Genomic DNA, 16,373 nt, shown 5'->3' with positions numbered 1-16,373 from the left:
TTGGATGTCCAGCAGAAGGGACATTATGGGGCCAGACTTGATGTTCACTTACATCCCGCTTACATCACCTGTTACATGCGCGGGTAGGAGTCATGGCATGACGGTGAGTCACGAGCTGAAACGGGTCATAGGGCGCAAAGTGCTCCTTCTGTTCGTCGTGGGCGACATCCTCGGCGCGGGCATCTACGCGCTGGTGGGCAAGGTGGCGGGGTACGTCGGCGGTGCGCTGTGGCTGCCGTTCCTCGTCGCCTTCCTGCTGGCCGCGCTGACCGCGACCGCCTACGCGGAGCTGGTCGGCAAGTACCCCCAAGCCGCCGGCGCCGCCCTCTACGCCAACAAGGCGTTTCACATCCCCTTCGTGACGTTCATCGTGGCCTTCTCCGTGATGATGAGCGGCATCACCTCGGCCAGCACCGCCGCCAGGGCCTTCGGCGGACGCTATCTCGCGGAGTTCGTCACACTCCCGGTGATCGTCGGCGCGTTCGTCTTCCTCGGCCTGGTCACGGTCGTGAACTTCGCGGGGATCAGCGAGTCGGTGAGGGTCAACGTGGTACTGACGATCATCGAGGCCTTCGGCCTACTGGTGATCGTCGCCATCGGAATCTACGCGCTCTTCAGCGGGCAGGGCGAGCCCGCCAGGGCCCTGGAGTTCCACCCGGCCAACGGCGCCTTCCTCGGCGTCCTCGGCGGCACGGCGCTCGCGTTCTACGCACTGCTCGGCTTCGAGGACTCGGTCAACCTCGCGGAGGAGGCCAAGGACCCGCAGCGGGACTACCCCCGCGCCCTGTTCGGCGGGATCGTGGTCGCCGCGCTGATCTACCTGGCGGTCGCCTTCACCGCCACGATGCTGGTCGACACCAGGACCCTCGTCGGCTCGACGGGACCGCTGCTGGAGGTCGTCAAGGTGGCGGGCCTGGCCTTCCCGCCCAAACTGTTCGCGCTGATCGCGCTGCTCGCCGTCGGCAACACGGCACTGATCAACATGCTGATGGCCTCCAGGCTCGTGTACGGCATGGCCAGGCAGCGCATCATCCCCGCGGCCTTCGGGGCGGTCCATCCCACCAGGGCCACGCCATGGGTGGCGATCGTCTTCACGGTGGCGATCGCCGCCGTCCTGGTCTCGACGGGCGACATCGGACCGCTGGCCGACACGACCGTGCTCCTGCTGCTGTTCGTGTTCGCGCTGGTGAACGTCTGCGTGCTGTTGCTGCGCAAGGACAGGGTCCGCCACGAGCACTTCGTCGCGCCCACGTGGATGCCCGCTCTCGGTGCGGTGGTCTGCCTGACCCTGACTCTGCCGATCACCGGCCGCTCGGGCGATGTCTACCTGCGGGCCGCGATCCTTGTCGGCATCGGCGTCGTGCTCTGGTTCATCAACCGGATCTTCGTCGGGCCCATCGAGGAGATCGACATCACCAAGATCAACCCGCCGGACTGAACCCGTCCGCCGCCGTACCGCCCGCGGCGGCCACGGATCACATCTCGTCCCTCCACCAGTCGGCGACCGAGCGCCTCGGATAGCGGACCTTCAGCTCGCCGTACTTGATCCGGCCGGTGATCCGCACGTGGAGGATGCCGTGGCGGGGGCGCGAGGGCACGCTCACCTTGGCCTCGCCGCCCCACCCCGCCTGATAGCCGTCCGTGTTAGCGGTGGCGCCCTCGGGCAGGACGATCTTGGCTGAGCCGTACTTCAGGTCGAACTCGATGTCGACCACCGGGTGCTCGACGCTCGCCTCCGACAGGTCGAGGCCGGCGTTGCCGTACTTGGACACGATCTTCAGCCGCTGCGGCACCAGCCAGTCGCCCGAGCGGCTCACGTCGCCGCTCTTCGACTCCAGCACCACCGCGTCCGCGTGCGCGTCGGCGATGACGGCGGGCACGAAGGCGCCCGCGCCCGGCAGGTCGGACAGCGGCTCGGTGAGATCGCCGTAGGTCTTGGCCGCGAAGGCCAGCTCCAGCCGTTCGTCCAGCTCCACAGGAGTCAGCCGGCCCTCGGCGAAGGCCTTCTGGAGCTGCTGCGCGGCCCGCTCGCGATCGGCGTCGGACACGCGCATCCGTCGATCATTCATCGGCGTCTCGGAAGGGGTCTCAGAAAGGGAGGGGTCTGCCGGAGGGGGTACGCAGGTCGAGGGGGACGGGACGGCGAGGGGGACGGGGGCGGGGGACCAGCTGGAGCTTCTTCACCTAGAGGAATCCTTCCAGTGGGACGTACCTATGTAATACCCGATGATCAGGTGTAACTCACCCCGTCGCGGTAACCTCACTGATATGGCGTTCGCGCACCCGGCGTTCTTCTACAGGGACGACGTGGACTACCTCTCGGGCACCGTCCCGTTCATCCGCGCAGGACTGGCGGCGGGTGAACCGGTGGCGGTGGCGGTTCCTGGCCCCAATCTCGAGCTGATCAGAGACGAGCTCGACGAGGCGGCCGGGCAGGTGCGGATGCTGGACATGACCGTCGTGGGCCGCAACCCCGGCCGGATCATCCCCGGCGTGCTGCGCGACTTCGCCGACCACTTTCCCGACCGCCACGTGCGGGTGATCGGCGAGCCCGTCTGGGCGGGCCGCACCGGCACCGAATACCCCGCCTGCGCCCAGCACGAGGCGCTGATCAACCTGGCGTTCGACGGGCGCCATGTCACGATCATGTGCCCCTACGACGCCAAGCGGCTCGAGCCCGAGGTTCTCGACGACGCCGAACTCACCCACCCCGTCCTCCAGGACTCCGGCGGCGAGCGGATCAGCGTCCGCTACGCCCCCATGAGGGTGGTCGACGGCTACAACGTGCCGCTCCACGAGCCGCCCGCGTCGGTCGCGCTCCGCTTCGACAGCGCCAACCTCGCCCAGATACGGCACCTGGCCAACGAGTGGGCGATGGCCGCGGGTATGACCGGCACCCGCCTCGACGACGTGCAACTGGCGGTCTCCGAGCTGGGCGCCAACAGTCTCGACCACGGCGGCGGCTCGGGCGTCCTGCGGCTGTGGTACGAGGAGGGCCGCCTGGTCTGCGAGGTCAGCGACGCCGGCCACATCACCGACCCGCTCGTCGGCAGGTCCCCCGTCGACCCGCGCGTCCCCGGCTCACGGGGACTGCTGATCGTCAACCTGCTCAGCGACCTGGTCCGCGTCCACACGCGCGAGGGTTCGACGGTGGTGCGCGCCTACTTCGACCGGCCGCTATGAGCTGGTAGGACGGCGGCATGACCCTGCTGCGTTCGATGCGGGCGCGCGCGAGGGACGAGCCGCACCGCGTCGCGACCGCGCTGGAGCTGTTCTTCGACCTGTTCTTCGTCGTCGCGGTCTCCTTCGCGGTCAGCCAGCTGGCTCACGCGCTGTCGGCCGGGCACCTGGGAGAGGCGCTGGTCGGCTACCTCACCACGTTCTTCGCCATCTGGTGGGCGTGGATGAACTTCACCTGGTTCGCCTCCGCCTACGACACCGACGACTGGGTCTACCGCGTCATGACACTGGTGCAGATGTCGGGCGTGCTCGTGCTGGCGGCGGGGGTGCCCAGGGCCTTCGAACACCACGACTACCGGGTCTTCTGGTTCGGCTACCTGATCATGCGGTTCGCCATGGCCTTCCAGTGGCTGCGGGCCGCCGCGAGCGATCCCGCGCACCGGGGGGTGGCGCGGCGCTACGCGCTCGGCATCTGCCTGGCGATGGTCTACTGGCTGGTCCTGTTCGTGGTCCCCGAGCCGCTGGCGGTGCCCGCGTTCGCGCTGGGTGTGGTGGTCGAGCTGTGCGTGCCCCTGTGGGCGGAGCGTGGCAGGCCCACCACCTGGCACCCGCACCACATCGCCGAGCGCTACGGGCTGTTCACGATCATCATGATGGGCGAGAACGTCCTCGGCGCCACCGTCTCCGTGCGGGGCGCGCTGTCCGACGAGGGCGCCAAGCCCTCGCTGATCGTGCTGGCCGTCGGCGCGCTGGTGATCGTCTTCTCGCTGTGGTGGATCTACTTCGAACCCGAGACCCCCGAGATCCTCACCTCCAACAGGGCCGCGATACCGTGGGGGTACGGCCACTACGTGATCTTCGCGTCGATCGGAGCCGTCGGCGCGGCCATCGAGGTCGTCGTCGCCTTCGTCACCGGCGAGAGCGCGCTGACCAGGTCGCAGGCCGGACTGGCGATGGCCGTGCCCGTCGCGGTCTACCTGGTCGCGGTGTGGGTGCTGCACATCCGCCCGCACGGCTACGGCAGGGCCGACAGCGCCGCTTTCCTCATCGCGGCCGTCCTGGTGCTCCTGGCCCCGCTCGCCCCTTCGGCCGTCCCGCTCATCGCGGTGATCGTGGCCGCGCTGGTGGTGGTGACCACGCTGATCAGGCGGGCAGCGTGGCCCGCACGGTGAATCCGCCGCCGGGCAGGGGGCGCGCCTCCAGCCACCCGTCGAACAGCGCCACCCGCTCGCGCATGCCGATGAGGCCATGGCCCTGACCGCCCTGACCCCGCCGCTCCTGCGGCCCGTGGCCGCTCGGTGAGCCGGGCGCCGGGCCCTCGTCGGTGATCTCCAGGCAGAGCTCCCTGTGCCGGTGCGCCACCGTCACCGTCACCCTGGTCGGTCCCGCGTGCTTGAGCGTGTTGGTCAGCGCCTCCTGGATGATCCGGTAGGCCGACAGCTCGAGGCCGGCCGAGAGCGGAGAGGGCTCGCCGCGCACGTCGAGCTTCACGTCGAGGCCTGCCACGCGCACCTGGTCCACCAGCTCCTCCAGGCGGGCCAGGCTGGGCTGGGGGACGTTGACTCCCGGCTCGTGTCCCGATCTCAGCACGCCCAGCATGCGCCGCAGCTCGTGAACGGCCTCGCGGCCCGCCTCCTCGACGACCGTCAGCGCCTCCCGCTCGCGTGCCTGCTCCTCGTCCAGGCAGCGACGCACCGCGCCCGACTGCATGACCATGACGCTGACGCTGTGGGCGACGATGTCGTGCAGCTCGCGGGCGATCCTGTTGCGCTCCTCGTTGACCGCCTCCCTGGCCAGCAGCGCGCCGCGCTCCTGCGCCTGGGCGGCGACCTCCCTGTAGCGCTGGACGGCGAAGCCCGCGCCGGCCGCGACGCCGGTCATCACCAGGGCGATGGCGACGTCGCCCGGCCCGACGGGCGCTTCGGTGAAGACGATCACGGCCACGAAGCCGAGCGCGAGGGCCAGGCCCGCGGGCGTCCGCCGGCTCCTCGGCGGGACCTCCGCCATCAGCGTGAAGAGCAGGAGCAGTTCGACGTAGAACTGCCATGCGCCCAGCGTCTCCTCCGACAGCGGGATCGCCAGGCCGCCGAACACGGTGTAGACGGCCAGCACGGCGAACGGTGCGCGCCGCCGTACGGCCACCAGAGCGGCGCTCGCCACGGCGAGCCCGATCCACAACGCCGGGTGGGCGCGGTCGGGCTCGCCGGTGCGGCCGCCGATCTCCTCAGCCAGCGAGAACACGGCCACGATCACGGCGATCGCCCAGTCGAGCCTCATGGGTCCGACTGTAGGCCGTGACCAGGCGATCGCGAGTCACCCGCTAGACGGACATCACTGCTCTATCGACGACATATCGGCATAGCGGGCACCCTGAACGGCGTCAGCCAGGCCGGACAGCGTGGCCAGCTGCTCCGCGGTCAGCGGGAAGCCTGCCGCGGCGGCGTTCTCCTCCAGGTACTTCAGCCGCTTGGTGCCGGGGATCGGCACGATGTCCTCGCCCTGGGCGAGCAGCCATGCCAGGGAGAGCTGCGCGGGCGTGCAGCCCACCTCGGCGGCGACTTCGGCGACGCGGGCGACCAGCCCCGCGTTGTGCTCGCCCGCCTCGCCCGAGGTCCTGGGGTTGACCCTGCGGAAGTCGTCGGCTGCCAACTGGTCGGCGGGCGGCAGCGCGCCGCTCAGCAGGCCGCGGCTGATGGGGGAGTAGGCCACCAGCTTGACGCCCAGCTCCCGCGCCGCGGGCAGGATCTCCTTCTCGATGCCCCTGGTGAACAGGGAGTACTCGCTCTGCAGTGCGTGGATGGGGTGGGTGGCGTGCGCCCTGCGCAAGGTGTCGGCCGAGACCTCCGACAGGCCGAGGTGGCCGACCTTGCCCTGCTCGACCAGCTCGGCCATGGCGCCGACCGACTCCTCGATCGGGACGTCGGGGTTGCGGCGGTGCATGTAGTAGAGGTCGATGTGGTCGACGCCGAGGCGCTGGAGCGAGGCGTCGCAGGCCTGGCGGATGTAGGCGGGGTCGTTGTCGACGCTGCGGACGCCGCCGTCGCGCCTGATGCCGAACTTGGTGCCGAGGAACACCTCGTCGCGGCGGCCCTTGACGGCCCGGCCGACGAGCTCCTCGTTGCGCCCCAGGCCGTACATGTCGGCGGTATCTAGAAAAGTCACACCAAGGTCGAGGGCGCGGTGAATGACGGCAATCGACTCGGCGTCGTTGGCTTCGCCGTAGAACTCGGACATGCCCATGCACCCGAGCCCGATCCTGGAGGTCATGACATCTCCTTGTAGAAATTGATCTTGTAGTCCAGGACCTCGAGGTCCTGTGCCAGTTCGGCGATCCTGGCGGCCACGCGGGCCCTGTGGGTCTCCAGCATCCGCTGGCGCTCGGGCGCGGTGTGCGGCCCCTGCCGCCGCAGGTCGGCGTAGCGGCACATGTCCGCGATCGGCATGCCGGTGCTGCGGAGCCTGGTCAGGAACTCCAGCCAGGTCAGGTCCTGCTCCGTGTAGTCACGGTGGCCCTTGCCATCCCTGTCGACGGAGTGGATGAGCCCGATGCGCTCGTAGTAGCGCAGCGTGTGCGCGCTCAGCCCCGACCGGCGCGCGGCCTCCTGGATCGTCATGTCTCCAGCGTCGCCCTTAGAGTGCACTCGAAGTCAAATGGGGCGCTGTCGACCGGCGCGGGAGCCGCAGCAGGCTGTACCCACCCTGAGGGGGCCAGCCCCACCAAGGGTCGACTTCCGCCAGGTCATCGGGGTGCCGCAGGGGATGGTCCTACCAAGGTCGTAAGGGTCGGTTCAGGGGGCGCGTGGGGCCGATCTCCGATACTCCGGAACGCCGCGTTCCACGAGCGTTGAGGGCATGAAGGGATTGCTCATCGGTGGATTCGCGGCGCTCGGCACGGGTGCCGGCGCGATGCTCACGCTGCAGACGGAGGCCGGGCTCGACCCGATGCACACCTTGATCAGCGAGTACGCCTTCCACCCGATCGGGTGGCTCCTGCCCGCCTCGCTGACGCTGTTCGCGGCCGGCGCGGCGTTCATCGCCGCCGCGCTCCGCAGATCGGGCGCCGACCGCAAGGTCGTGGCCCTGGTGGCGGCCTGGGGGGTGTGCATGTTCCTCCTCGGCGTCTTCCCGACCGACAGGCCGGGACTGCCGCTGTCCCTGTCGGGCGGCATCCACCGCTACGCCGGGTTCGTCGCCTTCCTGGTGATGCCGGTGGCGGGCCTGCTGCTGGCCAGGGCGAAGGTCGGCTACGCGCGGGCGATGAAGGTGCTCAGCGGCTTCGCGCTGGCCGCGCTGGTACTGGTTGTGATCCCCTACGTGGTCAGGATGTTCGGGATCCCGCTGAGCAACACCGACATCCCCGCGGGGCTCACCCAGCGGTTCGTGGTGGTGTCCGAGCTCGGGCTGCTGCTGTTCCTGAGCCTCCACCTGGTACGGCTACCGCACAGGAGGGCCCACCGCGGTCACGGGCTGGTGTCCGTCCAGCACGTCGCTCCAGCGGCGAACGCTCCCGTGCGGACGTCTCGGTCGCTGGCCGCGTAGGCGGTCAACGCTCCCAAGGGGGCGTCTCCCCGAGCTTGGCGTAGTACTTGGCGAGGTGGGCCTTGACCCGGTCCACCTCGTCTTTCGGTATCTTCACCCCGCCCCTCGCGCCCTGCACGACGCCACCCGCCGCCATGATCGCCCGGGGAACGACCTTGAGCGTGCCGTTGACGACGTCGGCGATCGGCAGCTTGTAGCCGCCGAACTCGTCGGCGTTGTCGCTGTCGTACCAGATGTGGGCTTCGCGGTACTTCGCGTTGGGCGCGTCCTCGGCCTTCGCCCAGGACCGGACGCGCCGCTCGGCCTCCGCGGCGTCCCACTCCCTGTCGCGGTCGGCGAGAGGGAGATCACGGAACTGTGTGACGGTCATAGGTCTCGCCCTACCCGCCGAGCGCGTCCGAAACGAATGAAACGCACGTCGCGGGATAGAAGCGGGGGGAGATCACGACGTCAGGGGAGAGCGACATGACCATTCTGGTGGCGTACGACGGTTCGGACGATGCCAAGGAGGCCATCGCCTATGCGGGAACCCTGCTGAAGGGTCAGGAGACGGTCGTGCTCAGCGTGTGGGAGCGGCTGGCGCTCGCCTCGATCAGGGGCTCGGCGGGAATGATCGCGCCGGTCGACACCACGGCCGAGGACGAGGCCGTCCGGGCCGCCACCAAGGAGCTGGCCGAGCAGGGGGCGCTGCTGGCCGTACAGGCGGGACTGGACGCCACGCCCAGGTGGGAGTCCGACTCGCCGGCGGTCTGGTCGACGATCGTCGACGTGGCGAACGAGCTCGACGCCACATTGATCGTGACGGGGACCAGGGGGATGGGCGGGGTCAAGTCGCTCCTGCTCGGGAGCACGTCCGACCGGGTGTTGCACCACGCGGGACGCCCCGTGCTGATCGTGCCGGCCAAGGAGGGCGAGAAAGCCGAGGAGTAGTCGGGGCCCCGGCCTGCGGGCGGGTCGACGGGGTCTCGTGCGGCGGACCCAGCGAGGTGTCCACTCCAGGGGCGTGGGGGCGGACCCGAGTGGTGTCACCCCAGGGTTTCGGTGGGAGACCCGGGGATGTCATCTCCATGGGGCACAGTGGTTCTCTCTCGGATCTCTGGCTCTGCGGAAGGGAAGACGGAATGGCGTCAGGTCTGGCGCGGCGGCTGGGCACCGGCGACGCCGTCGTCGTGGGGCTCAGCGCGATGATCGGCGCGGGCGTCTTCGCCGCCTTCGCGCCCGCCGCCTCCATCGCGGGCCGTTGGCTGCCGGCGGCGCTCGCGCTGGCCGCCGTCGTCGCCTACTGCAACGCGACCTCCTCGGCCAGGCTCGCCGCCCGCCATCCGGAGTCCGGCGGCACCTACGTCTACGGCCGGCGGCGGCTCGGCCCGTTCTGGGGATACCTGGCCGGTTGGGGATTCGTGGTCGGCAAGACGGCGTCGTGCGCGGCGATGGCACTGACGTTCGGCACCTACGTCGCGCCCGGCCTGGCCGTCCCGCTGGCGGTCGGCGCGGTCGTCGCGCTGACCGTGCTCAACCTGTACGGCGTGCAGCGCTCGGCCATGGCGGCGCGCATCATCGTGGCGCTCGTCCTGGCCGTGCTGGCGGCGGTGGCGGTCGCGGGCTTCACCGGCGGCCAGGCGCCGACGGCGACCGCCGGCGAGCTCCACCCCGCCGGCCTGTGGGACGTCCTGCAGGCGGCGGGCCTGCTGTTCTTCGCCTTCGCCGGATACGCGCGCATCGCCACGCTGGGTGAGGAGGTGCGCGATCCCGAACGCACCATCCCCAGGGCCATCCCGCTCGCCCTCGGCATCACGCTCGCCGTCTACACGCTCGTCGCCCTGGCCACGCTCCGGGTGCTCGGCCCCGCACGGCTCGGCCTGTCGCCCGCCCCGCTCGTCGACACCGTGGTCTGGGCGGGCGCGGGATGGCTCGCACCCGTGGTCGGGGCGGGGGCGGCGGTGGCGGCGCTGGGCGCGCTGCTCGCGCTGATCCTCGGAGTGTCCAGGACCACGTTCGCGATGGCCAGGGAACGGGATCTGCCGGGGTTCCTCGACGCCGTCCATCCCGTCAGACGGGTGCCGCACCGGGCGGAGGCGGCGGTGGCCGCTGTGGTGATCGTGCTGGTGCTGGCGGTCGACCTGCGGGGCGCGATCGGGTTCTCGTCGTTCGGCGTGCTCGTCTACTACGCGGTGGCCAACGCCTCGGCCCTCAGGCTGGGGCCCGACGAGGGGGCGCCGCCGAGGGCGGTTCCCTTGGTGGGGCTGGCGCTGTGCCTGGTGCTAGCGTTCACGCTGCCGTCCGAGTCGGTGGTGGCGGGCCTGGTGGTGTTCGCGCTGGGCGGCCTGTGGTGGGTGTGGCGCCGCCACGTGCGCGCCCCCGGATAGCCGGCGCGGGGCCGGGGCCGGGGCCGGTCCGCTGGGCCCCTGCGGGGCTGGGGGCCGGTCCGCTGGTGCCGCACGGGGCCGCCGGGCTATCATGAGCCCATGACGACACGGCGAATGATGGCCCCCTAGGGGCTCGCCGACGTCTTCGCAGAGGCCCTGATGACCGGGGCCTCTTCGCATGTCCGGGGCCCCTTTGGAGGTTCCGATGTACATCACGACGACCATCCCCTACGTCAACGCCCGTCCCCATCTGGGCTTCGCGTTGGAGATCGTCCAGGCGGACGTGCTGGCCAGGCACTACCGCAGGCGCGAACCCGTGCGCTTCCAGACAGGGACGGACGACAACTCGCTCAAGAACGTCCTGGCGGCCGAGGCGGCGAACGTGCCGGTCCAGGAGTTCGTCGACCGCAACGCCGAGGCTTTCGAGGCGCTGCGCGGGCCGCTGGCGCTGTCCTTCGACGCCTTCGTCCGCACCAGCCGCGACCACGCCCACCGGGCGGGGGTCGAGCGGCTGTGGCGGGCCACCGCGCACGACGTCTACGAGCGCTCCTACGACGGGCTGTACTGCGTCGGCTGCGAGGCCTTCTCCACCGACGACACCTGTCCCGAGCACGGCGGCCCGCTGCAGAGGGTCGCGGAGAAGAACTGGTTCTTCCGCCTGTCCCGCTACCAGGACGAGCTGAAGGCGCTCATCGCCGACGGCCGGCTGCGGATCGAGCCCGCCGCCCGCAGGAACGAGGTGCTGGCGTTCATCGAGGCGGGTCTGGAGGACATCAGCATCTCCCGGTCGCAGGATCGCGCCCGCGGCTGGGGCATCCCCGTCCCTGACGACCCCACGCAGGTGGTCTACGTCTGGTGGGACGCGCTGGCCAACTACGTCACCGCGCTGGACGACTACGACCGCTGGTGGTCGAACGGCCGCAAGATCCACCTGGTGGGCAAGGGCGTCATCCGCTTCCACGCCGTCTACTGGCCCGCGATGCTGCTGTCCGCGGGCCAGCCGTTGCCGACCGAGATCTACGTCCACGACTACCTCACCGTCGACGGCCGCAAGATCTCCAAGTCGTCCGGCGCGACCGCCGACCCCGCCGAGCTCGTCGCCCGCTACGGGACCGACGCGGTGCGCTGGTGGCTGCTGCGCGAGGTGCCGCGCGTCGGCGACGCCGACTTCACCGAGGCCCGGCTGGCTGCCCGCCACGACGAGGACCTGGCCAACGGCCTCGGCAACCTCGTCAAGCGGGTCGTCACCATGGTCCACAGGTTCCGCGACGGGCACGTGCCCGACATCGACGTGGCGCCGCTCGTGCCCGACGTCGGCAAGCGGGTGCACGCCGCGCTGGAGGAGTTCGACTTCAGGACGGCCGCCGCGGCGGTGTGGTCGATCGTGGAGGAGGCCAACAGGTACATCGAGCGCGAACAGCCGTGGAAGCAGCCCGACCCTGACGTCGCGCTGGCGACGCTCGTCCACGCGTGCCGGGCGCTCGCCGTCCATCTGGAGGATCTGGTGCCGGGAGCGGCGGCGAAGGTCGCGGCGCAGGTGGAGGGGGAGCGGCTGCCCGCGCCCGCGCCGTTGTTCCCCCGGATCCTTTGACGTAGGTTGGCGCGCACAGACCAGTTGGTATGGGAGGCTCCGCATGCCCACCGTTCCCACCGTCCGCGGCCAGGTCGACGTCAGCGACCTGGGCCAGACCTTGATGCACGAGCACATCTTCGCCCTCTCGACCGAGCACAAGGACAACCATGGCGCGGGCGGCTGGTGGGACGAGGAGTTCAGGGTCGCCGACGCGATCGGCAAGCTCAAGGCGGTGGCGGCGAAGGGCGTGCGGACGATCGCCGACCCGACGGTATGGGGGCTCGGGCGCTACATCCCGCGCATCCAGCGCGTCGCCGAGCAGGTGCCCGAGCTCAACATCATCGTCGCCACCGGACTGTACTTCTACGACCTGCCGCCCCACCCGTACGAGCACCGCGGACCTGGGCTGCTCATGGACATGCCGGACCCGATGGTCGACGACATGGTCCGCGACCTCACCGAGGGCATCGCCGACACCGGCGTCAAGGCCGCCTTCATCAAGTGCGTCGTCGACAAGCGCGGCCTGACCGAAGGCGTCGAGCGCATGTGCGGGGCCGCCTCGCAGGCGCACGTGCGCACCGGCGCGCCCATCACCGTCCACACCGACGCGGCCACACGATCCGGGCTGCAGGCGCTCGACCTGTTCGCCAAGGAAGGCGTAGACCTGCGCAAGGTCGTCGTCGGACACGCCGGAGACAGCAACGATCTCGACTACCTGCGCAGGCTCGCCGACACCGGAGCCATCCTCGGCATGGACCGGTTCGGGCTCGACATGTACAACCCGACCGGGCAGCGCGTCGCCACCATCGCCGCGCTGTGCGAGCAAGGCTACGCCGACCGGATGGTGCTCAGCCACGACGCGGCCTGCTTCATGGACTACTTCGCCGGCGAATGGGACGAAGGGGTGCCGCTGGTGGCGCCGAACTGGCGCTACGACCACATCCACGACGACGTCCTCCCCGCGCTCCTGGCCCGCGGCGTGACCCAGGAGCAACTCGATCAGATGCTGGTCGGCACCCCCGCCCGCTACTTCTCCTGACCCGCTGCCCGCCCACGCGCCACCGGGTGGGCGAGGCGTTCGCCGCGACCTTCGGTAAGGTAGCGGGATCGAAGCGTGCTACACGGGTAGGTGGAGCTGGGTGACTGCGGAGCAGGCCTTGTCGATCAGCCTCGGACTGCAAGGTCCCTGTGTCATCGCGAGGCTCACAGGAGACTTCGACTTCGGATCGGCGGCCGAGGTGCGAGATCGAGTCACCAAGGCGCTCGATCTCAGCCAGCCTCCGATGATCGTCATCGACATGCAGGCCGTCAGCGTCTGCGACTCCTCCGGACTGTCCGTGCTGGTCTACCTCCACAAGGCGGTCACCGCCTCCGGCGGGCGGCTGCTCCTGTCGGGGCTCAACGCACGCTGCAAGCACCTGTTCGCGATCACTGCCCTCGACAAGTTCTTCGACATCAGGAACACCGCCGAACTCGCCATCGCCGAACTCTCCGAATCAGGGAATTCTCCGCCGTTCGCCGGGTAGTCGGGCGGGATGGCTGACCTGTTAGGCGACTACCTCAAGGAGATCGGCAGAATCCCCCTGCTCGCCGCCGAGGACGAGGTCGACCTCGCCCGGCGGGTGGAAGTGGGTCTCTACGCCGCGCATCTCCTCGCCCACGGCGACGACCGGCCCGAGCTGCCGGCACTCGTGCGGGACGGCAGACGGGCCAGGGACCGGCTGATCAGGGCGAACCTGCGTCTGGTCGTCTCCGCGGCCAAACGCTACGCCCACCGGGGCCTTCCCCTGCTCGACGTCATCCAGGAAGGCAACCTCGGGCTGATCAGAGCGGTGGAGAAGTTCGACTACAAGCGCGGATACAAGTTCTCCACCTACGGCATGTGGTGGATCAGGCAGGCGATCGAGCGCGGCATCAACGACACGAGCAGGACCGTGCGGCTGCCCGTCCACGTGGCTGAAGAGGTCGCCCGCCTGTCCAGAATCGCCCGGCGCCTGTCCACCGACCTGGGCAGGGAGCCGGCGGAGGACGAGCTGGCCGACGCGGCCGGCCGTACCGTCGAGCAGATCGCGGGGCTGCGCAGGCTCGCGCAGGAGACGATCAGCCTCGACACCCCCGTCGGCGAGAACGGCGAGGCCAGCGTCGGAGACCTGATCGCCGACGACGACATACCGCAGGTGCAGGAGCTCGCGGAGGTGCGCGCCCTCGCCGCCGAACTGCGCGGGCTGGTGCGGGAGCTCCCGGTGCGGGAGGCGTTCATCATCAGACGCCGGTACGGCCTGGCGGGCGGCAAGGTGCTCACCCACCAGGAGCTCGCCGACACGCTCGGACTGACCAGGGAACGCATCAGGCAGCTGGAGAGGCAGGCGCTGCGGCGGCTGCGCGAGGGCGGGCCCCTGCTGGCGTGGGCGTCCTAGCCCGCCCACCTCGGGGGGCACCCGCATCCGCCACCGCCGTCCACCTCGCCGGGCGCTCTTGGCCCGCCACCCGCCCCGTCCATCTCGGCGGCACTCTTGGTCCCGCCGTCCATCTCGGCGGTACTCTGGCCAGCCACCCGCCGTCCACCTCAGCGGCGCTCTTGGCCCGCCAGCGCCGTCTACCTCGCCGGGCACTCCGCGCCCGCCATCCACCGGGGTCGGTTCGGTCGCGGGTCGGAGCCCCGATGTGCGAAACCGGTGGCCGCCCGCCTCGCTCTCGAACCGCTGAGCGCGGTGTCGGGAACGAGCGAAAGCCCACGGACGGCTCCTGTAGGAAGGGCCGTCTCGCGGGCTGGATCAGCGAATACCCTGGATCAGGCGGTGATCATGAGGGCGAGGCCGATGAGGACGACGATCGGGACCACCCAGACGACAGCCTCGGCCGCGAACTCCTTGTACATGCTGTAGCTCTCCCTCAATGGGCCGCAGAAAAGGTCACTGCGCAGCATAGCCGCACCGGTCAGCGGTCCGTCCCCCGGTGCTCCCTTTCGGCGAGCCTGAGCCGCTTGGCCAGACTGAACCGCAACCCGTCGGCCATGAGGAGCGGAAGGTCCCGAGAGTCGGCCTCGACACGTGCGCGCAGCTCGGGATGATCTCCCAGGTGGCGCGTCCAGGCCCGCAGAACCTGGGGCATCGCGTCGATGGCGGCCTCGCTCATGATCGCCTCTCTGGGCAGCCAGGAGGTGATGAACTGGGTGACACGCGCCGGACTCCACCACGACGGACGGTCGCCCACGAACTCCACAAGAGTGGCGAACGCCTCACTCGCGCCCGGCACATCGGGGAGATCGTCGAAGCGTTCCACGGTGTCGTCCGGCGACAGCCGCCGGCTCTCGGAACCCCTTGAGGAGTCCTCTCCCTGCCCCGCAGCACCTTCTGCCTCGAACGGCCGACCTCCCACGCCAGCCCCTTCTCCCGCCCTCGCTCTCGCTTCTCCCGCCCTCGCTTCTCGTTCTCCCGTCCCCGCTTCTCCCGTCCCCGCTTCTCCTGCACCAGCGGCGGAGCGCTCGGCGGTGCGGGCACGGGCCAGCACGATCGCCCGAGCATTCGGGAAGGTGTCGGCGACCGGCGCGCCCATGATGGCGTCCGTGAGCTCGAACGCGTCGATGACCCGGCCCGCCACCCTCACGGGATCGGCCGGGCGGACGTCGAGATCGTCGAGGAACTTCGGCTCCTCGATCATCGCGTCGACGGCGAACCCGCCGCTCGCCTGGTCGATGCCGACCACCGCCAGGTGGGGCTCCTTGCCGTTGGGATAGACGAAGGAGATGACCGCGAGGGCCTGCTCGCCGTACGGGTCGGCGGTGCCGTACCACGCGCCTTCGGGATGCGCCTGCCCCATGAGCCGCATCCACCGAACCGCAGGGCCCTCGCTCGCGGTCGTCTTGCCGACGCGTTCCTCCATGTTGGCGGTCGCCTCGCCGACGCTCGTCTCATCGCTGGAGGGGGTCTCGCCGACGCGCGTCTCAACCCTCGCGGTCGCTTCGCCGACGCGTTCCTCCATGTTCGCGGTTGTTTCGCCGATGCGTGTCTCATCGCTGGAGGGGGTCTCGCCGACGCGCGTCTCAACGCTCACGGCCCCCTCGACGGCGCTCGTCTCATCGTCGGCGCGCGGCTCGCCGGCGGAGGTGTCGCGAGCGTTCGTCCCCTCCTCCGCGGGCCCGGTGCTCGTCTCCTCAGTGGCGGGCTCGGCGGCCGGGGGCTGGCCGATGGAGGCGAGCGCGGCGAGGACCAGACGCGCCTCGGGGGTGTCTTCGTGGGCGGCGCGCTCCACGAACGCCCGCGCGGCCTCCTCGTCGTCGTGCCATTCGGCGGCCAGCCGGCTCGCCCACAGTTCGGCCCGCAACGGCGATCGCCACCTCAGCAGGTCATGAGCCTGCCGTACGGCGTCGCGGTAGAGGTCACTGGTCTCGTCCATCGCACCCACTCCACGACCGTACCCACTCGATGGGTCGGGACATCGCTCCGTCCGCTCGCCGCTGAACCGGGGCCGGGCCGATGCCGGGAGAGCGGACCCGCCTTCCGGGCCGGGATCCGCAGTGTCGGTGCCGCATGAGGGTGAGTGACGTGGCGCCTGGCTCGATGCGGGCGGAAGCACGGCGGGGCGCAATGCCGACCGGCGGGACCGTCGCTCGCTCGCCCGGAGACGCGGGTGGTGTGACGGTCGTTCGGTGGCGCGGGTGGTGTGACGGTCGTTCGGTGGCGCTGGGTGTGCGGGGTCGTCGCTGGCGGGCGGGG

The 16,373-nt window shown here is 70.3% G+C and carries 17 protein-coding genes; 10 read left to right on the top strand and 7 right to left on the bottom strand.

Annotated features, from left to right (window positions below; genetic code table 11):
- Positions 1–97: 97 nt before the first annotated feature.
- Positions 98–1,438 (top strand): APC family permease, encoded by a 1,341-nt coding sequence (locus ACFSKW_RS30115; protein ID WP_379575854.1) that lies wholly within the window; start codon positions 98–100, stop codon positions 1,436–1,438.
- Positions 1,439–1,475: 37 nt separating this feature from the next.
- Here ACFSKW_RS30115 and ACFSKW_RS30110 read toward each other — a convergent pair whose 3' ends face one another.
- A complete protein-coding gene (locus ACFSKW_RS30110) occupies positions 1,476–2,054 on the bottom strand; it encodes a DUF1707 domain-containing protein (protein WP_379575853.1) in 579 nt (192 codons plus the stop codon).
- Positions 2,055–2,268: 214 nt separating this feature from the next.
- Here ACFSKW_RS30110 and ACFSKW_RS30105 point away from each other — a divergent pair, with 214 nt between their 5' ends.
- Together ACFSKW_RS30105 and ACFSKW_RS30100 are read left to right on the top strand one after the other, a co-directional pair.
- A complete protein-coding gene (locus tag ACFSKW_RS30105; RefSeq protein ID WP_379575852.1) occupies positions 2,269–3,183 on the top strand; it encodes an anti-sigma factor RsbA family regulatory protein in 915 nt (304 codons plus the stop codon).
- A 17-nt stretch (positions 3,184–3,200) separates the two neighbouring features.
- Positions 3,201–4,352: a low temperature requirement protein A gene (locus ACFSKW_RS30100; RefSeq protein ID WP_379575851.1), complete on the top strand. Its 1,152-nt coding sequence runs from the start codon at positions 3,201–3,203 to the stop codon at positions 4,350–4,352.
- On the opposite strand, the gene ACFSKW_RS30095 is transcribed toward ACFSKW_RS30100, so the two are convergent.
- The 3 genes from ACFSKW_RS30095 to ACFSKW_RS30085 are packed head-to-tail and all read right to left on the bottom strand — an operon-like array spanning position 4,324 to position 6,794.
- On the bottom strand, positions 4,324–5,457 hold the full coding sequence (locus ACFSKW_RS30095) for a sensor histidine kinase (RefSeq protein ID WP_379575850.1): 1,134 nt from the start codon (positions 5,455–5,457) through the stop codon (positions 4,324–4,326). The genes ACFSKW_RS30100 and ACFSKW_RS30095 overlap by 29 nt on opposite strands.
- A gap of 54 nt (positions 5,458–5,511) precedes the next feature.
- Entirely contained in the window at positions 5,512–6,447 is a 936-nt protein-coding gene (locus ACFSKW_RS30090) for an aldo/keto reductase (protein WP_379575849.1), read from the bottom strand.
- Positions 6,444–6,794 (bottom strand): MerR family transcriptional regulator, encoded by a 351-nt coding sequence (locus ACFSKW_RS30085; protein ID WP_379575848.1) that lies wholly within the window; start codon positions 6,792–6,794, stop codon positions 6,444–6,446. Before ACFSKW_RS30085 ends, ACFSKW_RS30090 begins: the two co-directional genes overlap by 4 nt.
- 238 nt (positions 6,795–7,032) lie before the next feature.
- Between ACFSKW_RS30085 and ACFSKW_RS30080 the strand changes: the two genes are divergently transcribed.
- The gene (locus ACFSKW_RS30080; RefSeq protein ID WP_379575847.1) at positions 7,033–7,719 is read left to right on the top strand and encodes a DUF998 domain-containing protein; all 687 of its coding nucleotides are present in this window, start codon (positions 7,033–7,035) and stop codon (positions 7,717–7,719) included.
- A gap of 4 nt (positions 7,720–7,723) precedes the next feature.
- On the opposite strand, the gene ACFSKW_RS30075 is transcribed toward ACFSKW_RS30080, so the two are convergent.
- Positions 7,724–8,089, bottom strand: a complete 366-nt coding sequence (locus tag ACFSKW_RS30075; protein ID WP_379575846.1) for a hypothetical protein — start codon at positions 8,087–8,089, stop codon at positions 7,724–7,726.
- Positions 8,090–8,184: 95 nt separating this feature from the next.
- On the opposite strand from ACFSKW_RS30075, the gene ACFSKW_RS30070 reads away from it, so the two are divergent.
- The 6 genes from ACFSKW_RS30070 to ACFSKW_RS30045 all read left to right on the top strand — a co-directional run bounded on the left by ACFSKW_RS30070 (position 8,185) and on the right by ACFSKW_RS30045 (position 14,075).
- The gene (locus tag ACFSKW_RS30070) at positions 8,185–8,649 is read left to right on the top strand and encodes a universal stress protein (protein ID WP_379575845.1); all 465 of its coding nucleotides are present in this window, start codon (positions 8,185–8,187) and stop codon (positions 8,647–8,649) included.
- Between the two features lie 191 nt (positions 8,650–8,840).
- Complete coding sequence (locus tag ACFSKW_RS30065) at positions 8,841–10,085, top strand: APC family permease (RefSeq protein WP_379575844.1); 1,245 nt, start codon at positions 8,841–8,843, stop codon at positions 10,083–10,085.
- Positions 10,086–10,290: 205 nt separating this feature from the next.
- Positions 10,291–11,676: a methionine--tRNA ligase gene (locus ACFSKW_RS30060; RefSeq protein ID WP_379575843.1), complete on the top strand. Its 1,386-nt coding sequence runs from the start codon at positions 10,291–10,293 to the stop codon at positions 11,674–11,676.
- A gap of 43 nt (positions 11,677–11,719) precedes the next feature.
- Positions 11,720–12,697, top strand: coding sequence for a phosphotriesterase family protein (locus ACFSKW_RS30055; RefSeq protein WP_379575842.1), 978 nt, complete (start codon positions 11,720–11,722; stop codon positions 12,695–12,697).
- 100 nt (positions 12,698–12,797) lie between these two features.
- Positions 12,798–13,184 carry an STAS domain-containing protein gene (locus tag ACFSKW_RS30050; RefSeq protein ID WP_379575841.1) on the top strand — a complete coding sequence of 129 codons (387 nt, stop codon included), beginning with the start codon at positions 12,798–12,800 and terminating at the stop codon, positions 13,182–13,184.
- A gap of 9 nt (positions 13,185–13,193) precedes the next feature.
- Positions 13,194–14,075 (top strand): sigma-70 family RNA polymerase sigma factor, encoded by an 882-nt coding sequence (locus ACFSKW_RS30045; protein WP_379575840.1) that lies wholly within the window; start codon positions 13,194–13,196, stop codon positions 14,073–14,075.
- A 374-nt stretch (positions 14,076–14,449) separates the two neighbouring features.
- On the opposite strand, the gene ACFSKW_RS30040 is transcribed toward ACFSKW_RS30045, so the two are convergent.
- Entirely contained in the window at positions 14,450–14,584 is a 135-nt protein-coding gene (locus ACFSKW_RS30040) for a hypothetical protein (protein ID WP_358127072.1), read from the bottom strand.
- 11 nt (positions 14,585–14,595) lie between these two features.
- Positions 14,596–16,053 (bottom strand): hypothetical protein, encoded by a 1,458-nt coding sequence (locus ACFSKW_RS30035; RefSeq protein ID WP_379575839.1) that lies wholly within the window; start codon positions 16,051–16,053, stop codon positions 14,596–14,598.
- Positions 16,054–16,373: the final 320 nt, after the last annotated feature.

It is taken from the genome of Nonomuraea mangrovi, assembly GCF_042681425.1.
Lineage (GTDB): Bacteria > Actinomycetota > Actinomycetes > Streptosporangiales > Streptosporangiaceae > Nonomuraea > Nonomuraea mangrovi.
Note: the sequence above shows the minus strand (reverse complement) of the source record. Positions and strands in the feature narration are given on the sequence as shown.

Bases quoted from the DNA above. Each gene is read 5' to 3' on its own strand.
- ACFSKW_RS30090 (WP_379575849.1), bottom strand. From the start codon at position 6,447: ATGACCTCCAGGATCGGGCTCGGGTGCATGGGCATGTCCGAGTTCTAC.
- ACFSKW_RS30060 (WP_379575843.1), top strand. From the start codon at position 10,291: ATGTACATCACGACGACCATCCCCTACGTCAACGCCCGTCCCCATCTG.
- ACFSKW_RS30035 (WP_379575839.1), bottom strand. From the start codon at position 16,053: ATGGACGAGACCAGTGACCTCTACCGCGACGCCGTACGGCAGGCTCAT.
- ACFSKW_RS30105 (WP_379575852.1), top strand. From the start codon at position 2,269: ATGGCGTTCGCGCACCCGGCGTTCTTCTACAGGGACGACGTGGACTAC.
- ACFSKW_RS30070 (WP_379575845.1), top strand. From the start codon at position 8,185: ATGACCATTCTGGTGGCGTACGACGGTTCGGACGATGCCAAGGAGGCC.
- ACFSKW_RS30075 (WP_379575846.1), bottom strand. From the start codon at position 8,089: ATGACCGTCACACAGTTCCGTGATCTCCCTCTCGCCGACCGCGACAGG.
- ACFSKW_RS30080 (WP_379575847.1), top strand. From the start codon at position 7,033: ATGAAGGGATTGCTCATCGGTGGATTCGCGGCGCTCGGCACGGGTGCC.
- ACFSKW_RS30115 (WP_379575854.1), top strand. From the start codon at position 98: ATGACGGTGAGTCACGAGCTGAAACGGGTCATAGGGCGCAAAGTGCTC.
- ACFSKW_RS30065 (WP_379575844.1), top strand. From the start codon at position 8,841: ATGGCGTCAGGTCTGGCGCGGCGGCTGGGCACCGGCGACGCCGTCGTC.
- ACFSKW_RS30110 (WP_379575853.1), bottom strand. From the start codon at position 2,054: ATGCGCGTGTCCGACGCCGATCGCGAGCGGGCCGCGCAGCAGCTCCAG.
- ACFSKW_RS30085 (WP_379575848.1), bottom strand. From the start codon at position 6,794: ATGACGATCCAGGAGGCCGCGCGCCGGTCGGGGCTGAGCGCGCACACG.
- ACFSKW_RS30055 (WP_379575842.1), top strand. From the start codon at position 11,720: ATGCCCACCGTTCCCACCGTCCGCGGCCAGGTCGACGTCAGCGACCTG.
- ACFSKW_RS30100 (WP_379575851.1), top strand. From the start codon at position 3,201: ATGACCCTGCTGCGTTCGATGCGGGCGCGCGCGAGGGACGAGCCGCAC.
- ACFSKW_RS30095 (WP_379575850.1), bottom strand. From the start codon at position 5,457: ATGAGGCTCGACTGGGCGATCGCCGTGATCGTGGCCGTGTTCTCGCTG.
- ACFSKW_RS30040 (WP_358127072.1), bottom strand. From the start codon at position 14,584: ATGCTGCGCAGTGACCTTTTCTGCGGCCCATTGAGGGAGAGCTACAGC.
- ACFSKW_RS30045 (WP_379575840.1), top strand. From the start codon at position 13,194: ATGGCTGACCTGTTAGGCGACTACCTCAAGGAGATCGGCAGAATCCCC.